The organism is Bradyrhizobium macuxiense (genome assembly GCF_001542415.1).
Taxonomy (GTDB): domain Bacteria; phylum Pseudomonadota; class Alphaproteobacteria; order Rhizobiales; family Xanthobacteraceae; genus Bradyrhizobium; species Bradyrhizobium macuxiense.
This window is the reverse complement of sequence record NZ_LNCU01000130.1, coordinates 1-12019: the sequence shown is the minus strand read 5'-3', so window position 1 is coordinate 12019 and position 12019 is coordinate 1. Positions and strand designations below refer to the sequence as shown.

10 protein-coding genes are annotated in these 12019 nt (G+C 61.0%); 5 read left to right on the top strand and 5 right to left on the bottom strand.

Features of this window, described 5'->3' with window-relative positions; translation table 11 throughout:
* Positions 1–241: 241 nt before the first annotated feature.
* The 5 genes from AS156_RS39405 to AS156_RS39380 all read right to left on the bottom strand — a co-directional run bounded on the left by AS156_RS39405 (position 242) and on the right by AS156_RS39380 (position 7305).
* The gene (locus AS156_RS39405) at positions 242–1261 is read right to left on the bottom strand and encodes an amidohydrolase family protein (protein ID WP_066515979.1); all 1020 of its coding nucleotides are present in this window, start codon (positions 1259–1261) and stop codon (positions 242–244) included.
* Between the two features lie 288 nt (positions 1262–1549).
* Positions 1550–3280: an L-arabinonate dehydratase gene (araD, locus tag AS156_RS39400; RefSeq protein ID WP_066515977.1), complete on the bottom strand. Its 1731-nt coding sequence runs from the start codon at positions 3278–3280 to the stop codon at positions 1550–1552.
* 203 nt (positions 3281–3483) lie between these two features.
* Positions 3484–5250, bottom strand: a complete 1767-nt coding sequence (locus tag AS156_RS39395) for a CocE/NonD family hydrolase (protein WP_066515975.1) — start codon at positions 5248–5250, stop codon at positions 3484–3486.
* A gap of 22 nt (positions 5251–5272) precedes the next feature.
* On the bottom strand, positions 5273–5452 hold the full coding sequence (locus AS156_RS39390) for a hypothetical protein (RefSeq protein ID WP_066515973.1): 180 nt from the start codon (positions 5450–5452) through the stop codon (positions 5273–5275).
* 950 nt (positions 5453–6402) lie between these two features.
* Positions 6403–7305 (bottom strand): LysR family transcriptional regulator, encoded by a 903-nt coding sequence (locus AS156_RS39380; RefSeq protein ID WP_066515968.1) that lies wholly within the window; start codon positions 7303–7305, stop codon positions 6403–6405.
* A 203-nt stretch (positions 7306–7508) separates the two neighbouring features.
* On the opposite strand from AS156_RS39380, the gene AS156_RS39375 reads away from it, so the two are divergent.
* The 5 genes from AS156_RS39375 to istA all read left to right on the top strand — a co-directional run.
* Complete coding sequence (locus AS156_RS39375) at positions 7509–9179, top strand: thiamine pyrophosphate-binding protein (RefSeq protein WP_066515966.1); 1671 nt, start codon at positions 7509–7511, stop codon at positions 9177–9179.
* The gene (locus AS156_RS45850) at positions 9142–9300 is read left to right on the top strand and encodes an acyl-CoA dehydrogenase family protein (protein ID WP_136626648.1); all 159 of its coding nucleotides are present in this window, start codon (positions 9142–9144) and stop codon (positions 9298–9300) included. The genes AS156_RS39375 and AS156_RS45850 overlap by 38 nt, the downstream gene beginning before the upstream one ends.
* Before the next feature lie 98 nt (positions 9301–9398).
* Positions 9399–10127: a LuxR family transcriptional regulator gene (locus AS156_RS39370; protein ID WP_066515964.1), complete on the top strand. Its 729-nt coding sequence runs from the start codon at positions 9399–9401 to the stop codon at positions 10125–10127.
* 85 nt (positions 10128–10212) lie between these two features.
* A complete protein-coding gene (locus AS156_RS39365; protein WP_066515962.1) occupies positions 10213–10845 on the top strand; it encodes an acyl-homoserine-lactone synthase in 633 nt (210 codons plus the stop codon).
* A gap of 154 nt (positions 10846–10999) precedes the next feature.
* On the top strand, positions 11000–12019 hold a 1020-nt coding region (istA, locus tag AS156_RS39360; RefSeq protein ID WP_082747766.1), incomplete at its 3' end, for an IS21 family transposase.

Sequence of the window (12019 nt, the reverse complement as noted above, 5' to 3'; positions counted from 1 at the left end):
TCTCACCCAGTCCGCGCTAGGCCGTAGATCATCAAGCATGAACGGTCTTCACGCTGGGATGGACGCCGTGGCTCCTCCCTACCAGCCTTTTCGCGAGTTGGTCTTGCGAGGGCAGCTTGCGCCGGGGCACGCGTCTTCCCGCCTCGCGCGATGGCGGGCGAAGCGTCAGGCACGCTCAAGCGCGCACCGGCCACAACACTAATGAAGGCGTGACCGGCAACAAGAACTGATGTCGAGAGCGCTATAGCCGGTAGACGCACTGCGCAGTACCGTAGAACATCGCGTGCTGCTCATCTGCAGCGTAGCGCTTCGCTATCTTCTTCATCGCGTTCCAGTACACCGAGTACGGCAACGACCGGCGATCAACCGGGAAGTTGCTCTCGAACATGCAGCGCGACGGGCCAAAGCACTCGATTGCATGGTGGTAGTAGCGCGCCTGCTCCTTGACGAGTTCATCGGAGCTGGCCGGCACCTCGCGCTTGTCCCAGCCGAACCCGTTGTCCGGCATCGCGAGACCGCCGATCTTGGCGACGACGTTCGGAAGCTTGGCGATCTCGGCGATGTCACGCTTCCACTGTTCGAAGATCGCTTCGCGCTGTGTCGCGTAGGGGCCAACGCCGAGCGGGGTGCCGAAGTGGTCGAGCACCATCGTCGTGCCAGGCACGGCGCGCGCCAGTTCGGCGAAGTCCGGGTTTTGGTGGTGGTAGTGCCAGGTGTCGTAGCTCAGCCCAAGTTCACCGAGTATCGCCACACCCGACCGGAAGGCGTCATCGGCATATAGCCCGGCAGGCGCACGCGGCCGGATGATGAGGAAGTCGGCGTTCGCTTCAAACGCGCCGGCTTGCCGGATGCCGCGGAACAGACCGCCGCCGGCCTCCTCATGCGCTTTCAGCACGGACCTGAGCTCGTTCTTCGGCGCGCGTAGGTCTACGTAACTGACGATTGCCGAGATGACGGCGCCGCCGCCCTCGCGGCTGGCTCGCGCGATGCGAGCCACGAATTCGGTCTCGCCGACCGGCCGCATTGCCTCTGGACCGTTGTCGCGATAGGAGGCTCGGGTTTCGACGAACACCGTCTTCTCGATGTTGTGGCCTGATTGCGTGTCACCCCACAGATCGGCCAGCAGGTAGCGCGGCCGGAGGGCAGTCGACGGCCACAGGTGGTGGTGGGGATCGATGATCGGGCGGTCGGGATCGATCGGCGATTCGTCGGCCAGCGCCAGCCACGCTTTCGATCCCACTTCAGGACGGGTCTCGCTCATGGCGTCGCTTCCTTGTGTTGCTTCAATGTCGTGATCACCGCGTCGCAGATCTCGCCGACCGGCGTTCGCGGAAATTCGTGCCGGCCGCCATCGTCACGTTTGGTGCATCAATGGACCGGCTAGAATCATGCGCCCCACGCTAAGCATCACCCCGCTCCCCGTCGCATCAGGGATCGACCTGTCGATCTCAAGGGCACTTACCGCACTTGAATGACTTCAACGTGCGTCGAAGTCGAGAGCCCGTTGGTGCTCATTGAGCCGCGGGCTTTTCTGGGTCGCCGGTAAGGCTCAGAAGATATCTGGCTCGCCCGCCGGACTACCCTCAGCGGTCAGCAGGAAGTCCAGGTCGCATCCTTGGTCGGCCTGCAGGATGTGCTCGACGAACATGCGCCCATAGCCCCGTTCGAATCGCTGCGGGGGCGAGACCCACCGCGCGCGGCGCCGCGCGAGTTCTTCGTCGCTGACCTCCACGGCGATGCTGCGGCGGGCCACGTCCACCGACACTATGTCGCCCGTGCGCAACAAGGCCAGGTTTCCCCCCACGTGCGATTCCGGGGCCACATGCAGCACGCAGGCGCCGTAACTGGTGCCGCTCATACGCGCATCGCTGATCCGCAGCATGTCACGCACCCCCTGCTTGAGAAGTTTGGTGGGGATGGGAATCATGCCCCACTCGGGCATACCCGGGGCTCCCTTGGGACCGACATTGCGCAGGACGATGACGTGATCCGCCGTCAGCGTTGTTTCCTCGTTGTCCAGCTCCTTCTTAAGGCTGGGATAGTCATCGAACACAACGGCGGGCCCGCGGTATTGCAGGAATTTGGAGTCCATAGCGCTAGGTTTGATAACACACCCATCGGGGGCCAAATTGCCACGCAGCACGGCAAGCGAGCCCTCGGCGTAGACCGGGTTGTCGAGGGCGCGGATCACGTCGTCGTTGTAGACCTCTGCGCCGGCGATATTTTCGGCCAGAGTCTTGCCGGAGACGGTCATCTGGTCCAGGTGCAGGTGGTGCTCCAGGCGCTTCATCAGCGCAGGCAGACCGCCAGCGTAGTAGAGGTCCTCCATCAGGTAGGCACTGGTGCCGTTGGGTCGGATGTTGGCGATGACCGGCACTTCCCGGCTGATGCGGTCGAATTCTTCCAGCCCGATCGCGTGGCCGGCCCGGCGGGCTTGGGCAATGACGTGCACGATAGCGTTGGTCGAACATCCCATGGCCATGGCCACAGTGATGGCGTTGAGAAAGGCCTGCCGGGTTTGGATCGTAGCCGGCCGCACATCGCCGTGCACCATCTCCACGATGCGGCGCCCGGCCTCGGCGGACATGCGCTGGTGACTAGCATCCACTGCCGGTATGGAGGACGCGCCCGGCAGCGCCATTCCCAGCGCCTCGGCGATGGCCGCCATGGTGCTGGCTGTACCCATGGTCATGCAGGTACCAGGGCCGCGCGCGATGCCACTCATGATGCCGCCCCATTGCTCCTCGGTGATAAGGCCGGCGCGCCGGTCGTCCCAGTACTTGAAGCCGTCAGAGCCAGACCCTAGCGTCTTACCGCGGGAGTTGCCGCGCAGCATGGGGCCGGCCGGCAGGAAGATGGCCGGCACGCCAGCGCTGGTGGCACCCAAAAGCATGGCCGGGCCGGTCTTGTCGCAGCCGCCCATGAGCACCACGCCGTCCACCGGGTAGCAGCGGATCATCTCCTCCACCTCCATGGCCAGCATGTTGCGATAGAGCAAGGCCGATGGCTTAACGAGGGAATCATTGAGCGAGATCGTGGGCATCTCTAGCGGGAAGCCGCCGGTCTGCAACACGCCGCGCTTCACGTCGTCGACTCGCTGCCGAAAATGCATGTGGCAGGGGTTGAACTCCGACCAGCTATTGAGGATGGCGATGACCGGCTTGCCTTCCCAGTCCTTGCGGTCGTAGCCCATCTGCATAATCCGGCTGCCGTGCATATGGCTGCGGAAGTCCCGGCGAGCGAGCCAGCGCTGGCTGCGAAGTTTGTCGAGGTCGGCCATGGTGGAATCTTTGTCCCCTTCTTCGAATGGATCGCGGTTAGCTGTGGCAATGCGACCGTTACTCCTGCAAAGCGACACAGCATCCACGGCGTCCGCAGCGGTGGTTGCATGACGCGTGCAACATTTGTCCCGCCAGCAGTGCAAGGGCACTGCCACGCAGGGGTGCACTTCTTCGGTTCAATGCATGGATCAGGGCAGGCTCTTCAGACCTGGCCGGGGATGATGGGCAGTAGGAGGAAGGGTTCCCGACCTTCCTCGAAGTGAAGGGTGTTTTCGCCGTTGAACACCGCTGGCGGCCTGTCCTGCGGATCCCTATGGGTGAAGGGTCCAACGCCGGTCATGCGGTAGGGGGCATCCTTGAGACCCGGATCGCCCAGATCGTGGTCATAGTCACAGCCGCGAATGTTCAGTGCCAGCCTGTAGCCGGGCGGCACCACGATGCAGGTCGGTACGATCTCGATGTCGAGCAGCACCGGTTCGCCCGGGACCAACGGCTGGAGCTCGTCGTGCGTGTGATAGGGGCGGTACGGGAGCGACTTGGCTGGGTCGATCTTGCGGTGCGAGGCGCGAAGCCAGCCCAACCCAATCGGAACGCGGGGGTCATTGGAGCCGACGAACAGGACCTCCTTGCCATCCGGATCGAACAGGCGCAGCGCTAGGAAGATGTCGGCATCCGTCGTGCGAGAGGACACCATTAGTCGGGCCGCGACTGGGCCGGTGATCTCCAGCTCTTCCGAAGCCGGTGGCAGGGTGAACATGATCCCGTCGTCCGTGGCACTGTAGGAGATGCTGGCGCCGGTGCTTGGCGTGGCGCTCAGGGAGCGGTTGGCGGGATCAAGGTAGTACTTAGTCCATCTTGTTCGGGCGAGCGGCCACTCCTGCTCATCACGAATTGTGAAGTGCTCCCCCGGGCGTCGGATGTGCAACTGCACCGGCGGCTGGCGATCCCAACCCGTGTCTTTGCCTTGGAGGAAATGCGCCAAAAACCGCTTTTGCAGTTCGACGCCCGACTTACGGTAGAAAGGGGTGAAATGGGAATCACCGTGGACTTCGAGCCATTTCTGGGCGGAACCTGCGCCGAGATAGCCCTCGAAGTTACCCCGCGTGTGCAGACCCATGCCGCCCCAGTTTGAGGCCGACAGCAGAGGCACCTCTATACGGCTGACGTCGGGAGTCCGTTCCCGGTAATAGTCGTCGATCAAGGGGCGGTCGAGTACCTCATTGGAGGCAAGGGTCAAGCGGTTCTTTGCAAGCTCCTCGTCGCTCAGCGTTTCCGGGCCCGCAACGAGCTCACCTGTGTTCGGGTTGCGGTGGCCGCGCTCGCCATATCCGTGCTGCAGCGGCGCCACTTGCCGGCGATACCAGTCCGCGCTGAACTCCATGTAGATGCCGCCCTGCCGGGTCGAGTCGCGGTAGCGATCCATAGCCCCTTCCCACACGCAGATGGCAGCAAGGTGCGGAGGCCGCAAGGTGGCTACGCGCCATTGGGTAGTCGCATAGTAGGAGATGCCATTGAGCCCGATCTTTCCATTGCTCCAGGGCTGGGCCGCAGCCCACTCGATGCATTCGTAGAAATCCTGTATTTCCCGCGACGATAGCGTGTCGAGCACACCATGAGATCGCCCCGCCCCGCGGCTGTCTACTCTGACGCAGACGAAGCCATCAGGCACCCACTTCTCAGGGTCCACCACCTCCCAGCTTTGGTACTTGCCAGACGAGCCCTCCACGATGTCCGGTGCGGCCGCGACCATGCGTGACCACTGGCTCTTGTAGCCGACCTGGAGCGGCAGCCCCTTGCCGTACGGTCCATAGGACATGATGGCGCCATAGCGGCCGGTCGCCTCGGGCAGGAATATATCGGCGCGCAGCACGACCCCGTCGCTCATGGTAATCGGCGCGTCCCAGAGGATACGCATGCCGTCCGCGTGTACCGCCATAGCTTCTTCGTGAGCGCGGGATTCTGTCGCCATCTTTTTTGATCTCCAGTTGCTATCAATAGTTGGATTTGACGTGGGATGTTCGAGCACCCACGGTTTGCGTCGGCGGATACGGCGGATTGTGGCTTTCGAGGCCGATGCCCGGCTCGTGCGGTACTCCGACATGGCCGTCTGAGACCACCTTGCCGCCGGCAAAGCCGCCGAGCGCCGGGCCGTTCACCTGGGCCAACGACATCTGGTTGCCGTCCCGCGAGGAGTTGCGATGACGGTGGTGGTCATCTTCGCGGAGGAGACCACTGCGTTGCGCATGGTGCTCCGCACCGGGAACGCTCCTTCGTGGAGGGCTGCTACTCATCGGCAATGGCCGCTACGACAAGCCGATTTAAGCGGCAAGTATCGAGCCGTCGCGTTGAAGATGCACCCAAAGCTTCAGACGCAGGCACGCACGGCCACGCGGCTCGCTCTTTAGCGTCAAGGCTCTAGGCACGAGTCGCTGATGGCTCGAGTGCGATGCACGTTGCAGCTCGCCGCTGTACGCGCTTGGCCAGCCAATAGGCTCATTCATTTGTTGTCTCCTTGGGAGAGCAACTGTGAGGAACAGGCTCCACACTTGAAAAGCATATATTTTAGGGGCTCTTCATCGAAAATTGGCATGGACCGCTAGAAACCGTGGAGCTGGCGGATCTACTTGCGCACCTTTCGCTACATCATCAGCGTGGCATACAGCGGCGGTCTTCCAGCACACGCACCACATTGATCATTGATCGGATACCAGGCTCATCGTATCCCCCGGAGACACTTCATCGCAGCCGCTTCGGTGGGCGGCCCGCCCTCACCACGCGGGAGACATAGTCCTGCAACTTGGTGTCTTGTGGGGCGCACCAGCGAGAAGATCAGCGCGAAGTGCTGCCGAGATTCCCCGATCTGACAATTGGCGTCCTCTCGGGAGGACGATCGGAGCAAAGACGGCGAACTCGCGCGCGCAAGCCGTCACCGAGGCCTCCAAGCCCTCAGGTTCGATGCGAGCACGGGGTTTCGCCGCCGTTGGCACAGGCGCGCCATCAGCTCTGGAGCGTCCGCTATCTGTGGTACCCAGCGAGCCAAATCTTGTGGCGCACTCGTCGGCACACCCGCCTTGGCGAAGTGAAGCTGCGCATGACGACTACGTTGAACTCGGGATCTGACTCAGGCTTTGACCGATACAGGCAAGAATATCTTTTCCTCAATGCGTTGGCACACAAGCTGCTCGACGGCGACGCGAAGCGCGCGCGCTGCCAGACTGGCGGGGCGCCCCTTTCCCCAAGCTATCATTCTGGTTGTATTGAGCCCACGCACGGGGACACCTTGCAAGCCACGCCACACGTCGGGCGTACTCAATGCAGACCTGGGAACGACCGCATAACCCACGCCAGAGCGGGTTAGCTCGGCAGCGGGATTGCTGCTATGGATTTGGACGACAGGACGCAGTGCGCCGTAGCGTTCTTCGAAGATGCGCCGTAGGCCTGGCGCGATGATGATTGGCATCTTCGGTAAGTCGCGCGCGACAATGCTCTTTCGCTTGGAGAGCGGATTACCCACAGGAGCCAGAAGGACAGCTTCTTCGCGCAAAATCGGTTTCAACATGACGTCTTCGCGCGGGTCAACTTCCGTGACGAGACCTAGATCCAGCGTACCTGCGGCAAGGCTACGCAGCATTTCGTCTGTTGTACCTTCCGAGAGCTCAAGTTGAACCTGCGGAAACTGGGCGTGGAACCGCTGCACCAAGGGCACATAAAGCACGCGTCCCGCGCTCGCAGGCGCGGCCATGCGAACAGTCCCACGCATTCCGCGGCTGAAGGTCGAAACATCGTTCGTAGCACTCTCGATTTCTCTCAGGATGAAGCGCGCCCGCTCCAACAGCACGTGGCCGCTCTCAGTTAGCTCTACGCCGGTAATGCTACGCTGAAACAGCACACCGCCCACCTCATCCTCCAAACGAAGGATCTGGCGGCTCACCGCTGACTGTGCGACGTGCAGAATGACGGCCGCTGCGCTGATACTGCCGCTGTCCGCGACGCTGACGAAGTAGCGAAGTTGGCGTAAGTCCATCGATCCCCCGGTTCGAGCAGTCCATGGTCCATGCCCATTTTAGATGATTAGCCTCTAAAATCTATGCTTTTCAAGTGTGACGCGTGTTCTCACAACGCCGACGGGTCAAGCAACGTGACCGCAGACAAAAAACAACCTGTCTCAATAGACGAAAATCAACGAGTGCTTGCTCCACATCTAAAAGCTAGTTCGAGAGGAATTACGTGACCACCAATGTCGGCGATGTCATCGCCTGCTTCCTAGAACAAGTCGGGATCAAGACCGGCTTCGGCATCATTTCCGTTCATAACATCCCGATGTTCGACGCAGTCGCACGACGCGATCGCATTCGCATGGTGATGACGCGGGGCGAGGCTGGCGCTTCGCACATGGCCGATGCCTTCGCCAGGGTGACGGGCTCTCTCGGCCTTCTCGTGTCGAGCACCGGACCTGGCGTGGCCAATGCGATAAGCGGCCTGGTGGAAGCGCGGTTTGCCGGCACCGCAGTTCTGCACCTCACCGGACAGGTGCCTAGTAAGCTGATCGATCGCAACACCGGCACCACGCACGACATGCCGGACCAGTTGGGGCTGATGCGCGCAGCCTGCAAATCTGCATATCGTATACGCACGCCCGCCGAAGCATGGGGAGTACTGACGCGCGCCGCGACCGATGCGCTAACCGCGCCCAGAGGCCCTGTCAGCGTCGAAATCCCGATTGACGTGCAGAAAATGGCAGCTCCGTTGCCTCAACAATTCGGGAAAGACTTTCGTTTGCCGATTCCGGCACCTCTGGTGCCGACTGATGCACAGATGGACGCGCTGGTCGAACAGGTGCTGAGCGCCAAGCGGCCCATGCTTTGGGTCGGCAACGGGGCGCGGCACGCCTACGCCGAGATCCAAGGACTGATGAGCCTCGGTTTTGGCATGGTCTCGAGCCATGCAGCCCGGGGCATCGTGCCCGAAGACCACCCGATGAATCTAGGAGGCTTGAACGGAACGGGCGTGCGAAGCGTGCAGGACTTCTATCGAACGGTTGACCTAATGCTAGTCGTCGGTTCCCGACTACGCGGCCAGGAGACAGTCGACAATAGTACTATTTTACCGGACAAACGAATCCAGATCGACGTCGACCCGGCCGCCAACGGCCGCACTTACAGCAGCGCGATGTTCGTGCTGGGCGATTCGCGCCTAGTGATTGGTCGCCTGGTCGAACGTTTGAAAGATCGCTTGCAGCTCGACCCTGCCTTTGCGAAGGATTTCAAAGCCCTCAGGCTTCGTGCGCGCGAGGAGTTCAAGTCTACTCTAGGTCCGTACGCGAGCTTTGCCGAGCAGTTGAGACCGGTGGTGCCGCGCGATGCACTGTGGGTGCGTGACATCACCGTAGCAAACTCGACCTGGGGAAACCGACTGTTCGAGGTCTACGGTGCTCGAGACGCAGTGCACCCGGTCGGCGCGGGCATTGGCCAGGGGTTGCCTCTGGCAGTAGGGGCGGCAATCGCGGCTGGTGGCCGGAAAACGGTGGTGCTGCATGGAGATGCCGGCTTCATGATGAACATCTCAGAGTTGTGGACAGCGGTTCAGGAGCAGCTGGACATACTCTTCATCGTCATGAATGACGCCGGGTATGGGGTAATTCGGCATATGCAAGATGCGTCATTCGGAGGGCGACGCGTTTACGGCGACCTCATGCCGCCGGACTTTGCCAAGCTGGCTGCGGCCGCATCGGCGCGTTATGCGTGCGTGAAGTCGGCGGATGCGTTCGGCCTCACAGTGCGCGAACAGCTTCAGATGCCCGGCATTTGCATATTGGAAGTTGACATGCACGCCGTAGGCGAAGCGCCACCCTACTTTCCCTATGTTCCAACTAAGAAAGCGGATTCTTATCGCCAGTGAGGCCGTCGGACTTGGGCGTGCCGCGCTCAGACGACCGGCGGGCTATGCCAACAAACGGAAGTGTTCGGTCGGGTCCATCGGCAAGAACCAGGGCATTCAGCATCCCCTCGTGAAGTCGTAGATGGAATTGGAGGCAGCGCGGCAGCTGTCCTGAGCCCGGACGAAAACATTGCTCCCAATCAACGATGCCGCTTCACGGCTCGACAATGGTCTCCGCAAATGCATCGCGTCTTTCAACATTTTATTGATCGCCTGTCGGCGGCTGACACTCCCGAGGACTTTTCTGAAACCATGGCGGACACGGCGACCGCCTTGGATTTATTCTGCTTCGCCTACCTCGCGCTTGAAGACGCAAGGGGCGACACGCCACGCTTAATTTCTACGTATCCTTCGCGCTGGACGACGCACTATCTTCGCAACAATTATCAAACAATCGATCCCGTTATCGGACAGGTGCTTCAGGCCCCTGAACCATTTCGATGGGGACTTGATTTGCCAGCAGGATTCTCTTCGATGGCAGAGCGGGAACTTCTCGACGAAGCTGCCCAATTCGGAATTCGATTTGGCTTTACAGTCCCCATCCACGATGGGCACGGTCCCGTCGCCGCGCTGACCTTTGCAACTGACAAGCGACGGCCACGGTTTGAGAGATTCGTCGATTCGCATGAACGCGTTCTTCAGCTAATGGCGATGTATTTTCACGCGCACGTCCGTCGTAAACTCGTAATCGATCTTCGCATCGACGGAATACGCCTGTCTCCCCGTGAGTTCGAATGCCTGGAATGGGCAGCGCAAGGGAAAAGCGCTTGGGAGACCGGATGCATCCTCGGCATCTCGCGCAACACAGTTTCATCCTATCTACACAACGCAAAGAGAAAGCTGGGTGTTCGAACGGTCGTGCAGGCGGTAACGCGACTGGCCGCTGCCAACAAAATCAAGCAGAATTAGGACACGCGCTCCCCACAACTACAGGTAATGACTCAAATTAATAATCTTGCTTCAAAGGATGTGATGGACACCTTTTGGAGGGATTATGATTCAGCTGATCACACCACCATCGTACGGGGAGTTTTCCAGCACTCTCGTTGAAATGTACCGGATGAGGCACCGCGTTTTTAAGCTCCGCATGGCGTGGGACGTTCAAACCAGCGGCGACATGGAGATGGACGATTTCGACGCACTGCATCCCATCTACCTGACACAGGTTTCGGAGAGCGGCCTGGTTCAAGGCTCCGTTCGTCTCCTGCCTTCTCTTGGCCCGATCATGCTTCGCGATACTTTCTCCGTGCTTCTTGACGGCCACGCTGCCCCCTCAACGCCACTTGTTTGGGAAAGCAGCAGATTCGCTATCGACGTTGCATCCGATGCTCCAAAAGGAGATCGCGGCATAACTCGTGCCGCATACGAGCTGTTCGCTGGAATGGTCGAGTTCGGGCTTTCGCGAAAGCTCACTGATATCGTTACCGTTACAGATGTCCGAATGGAGCGAATCCTACGACGGGCCGGTTGGCCGCTACGTCGAATTGGCAATCCGGCACCAATTGGCAACACCGTGGCCGTGGCGGGTTACCTTGCGATTTCGAGTGAGGTTCTCGCCAACCTCCGTAAGGCCGGGGGTCTTTCGACGCCGGCTCTCTGGACGCCAGTAATCTTTGCTGCCGCCTAGAATAGCCCATGCCAGCCAACGAGATGAAGGTCCCCGTCTGGACCGGGGACTTCTTGGCTTGTGGTTCATTACCGAGCTGTCGCGCGCCATGGAAAACTGCCCCCTCGGCGTCATGAGGAATTGCCCCCTCCTCGGATAGCTGAGGAGAGAGCGAATGAACGAGGAACGAATCACTAGAGGCTCGCCGTGGAGTGATCCACGGGGGCAGGTGATGAAGACGCCGGATGACGTGGCGGAGATGTTGCGCCTGAGAGCGTGCGGATGGGGGCTGAAGCGCATTGCGCGCCAGCTGGGCTGCAGCCATCACACGGTGAAGGACTACGTGGCGGCGGGTGGGGTGAAGCCGTTCAAGTCGCCTGAGCGGCCGAAGCGGCTCGACGGCCTTGAAGGTTGGCTGCGCGAGAGGTTCATTCGCCATCGCGGTAATGCTGATGTGGTTCGCCAGGATCTGTTGGCCGAGAAAGGCGTGACAGTCAGCCGGCGAACGCTGCAACGCGCGGTGCAGCCCTATCGTCAGGCGCTGAAGGCGGAGGCGCTGGCGACGACGCGGTTCGAGACGCCCCCTGGCCGGCAGCTGCAGATCGACTTCGGAGAGCGCCTGGTCGAGATCGGCGGCGCGAAGATCAAAGCATTCGTGTTCGTGGCGACGCTCGGGCATTCGCGGCGGGTACATGTGCGTGCGTTCCGGGCCGAGAAGCAGGAGCACTGGTTCGCTGGGCTCGAGAGCACATTCACGACCTTCAGCGGTGTCCCGGAGGAAGTGCTGATGGACAACCCACGCGCACTTGTGGTGCGCCACGACGTCGGCAGCCGGTCGGTTCAGTTCAACGACAAACTCATCGCGTTTGCGAAGCATTGGGGCTTCCGTCCACGCGCCTGCGCGCCATATCGGGCACGCACGAAGGGCAAGACGGAGAATGGCGTCGGTTACGTGAAGAAGAACGCGATCGCGGGGCATTCCTTCGTAAGTTGGGAGGCATTCGAGGCGCATCTCGCCAAGTGGGAGCGTGAGGTGGCGAACGTGCGTATCCACGGCACGACCGGCGAGGCGCCGATGGTTCGCTTCGTACGCGACGAGGCACACCGGTTGAAACCGCTCGGCGGGCAGCCCTCGTTCGGATCATTGCGCGAACTAACCCGGGTCGTCGGCAACGATTGCGCCATCGAGATCGAC

Coding starts and splice junctions, on each gene's coding strand:
- AS156_RS39380 (WP_066515968.1), bottom strand. CDS start 7,305: ATGGACTTACGCCAACTTCGCTACTTCGTCAGCGTCGCGGACAGCGGC.
- AS156_RS45850 (WP_136626648.1), top strand. CDS start 9,142: ATGTTCCAACTAAGAAAGCGGATTCTTATCGCCAGTGAGGCCGTCGGA.
- AS156_RS39365 (WP_066515962.1), top strand. CDS start 10,213: ATGATTCAGCTGATCACACCACCATCGTACGGGGAGTTTTCCAGCACT.
- AS156_RS39395 (WP_066515975.1), bottom strand. CDS start 5,250: ATGGCGACAGAATCCCGCGCTCACGAAGAAGCTATGGCGGTACACGCG.
- AS156_RS39390 (WP_066515973.1), bottom strand. CDS start 5,452: ATGTCGTTGGCCCAGGTGAACGGCCCGGCGCTCGGCGGCTTTGCCGGC.
- AS156_RS39405 (WP_066515979.1), bottom strand. CDS start 1,261: ATGAGCGAGACCCGTCCTGAAGTGGGATCGAAAGCGTGGCTGGCGCTG.
- AS156_RS39370 (WP_066515964.1), top strand. CDS start 9,399: ATGCATCGCGTCTTTCAACATTTTATTGATCGCCTGTCGGCGGCTGAC.
- araD (WP_066515977.1), bottom strand. CDS start 3,280: ATGGCCGACCTCGACAAACTTCGCAGCCAGCGCTGGCTCGCTCGCCGG.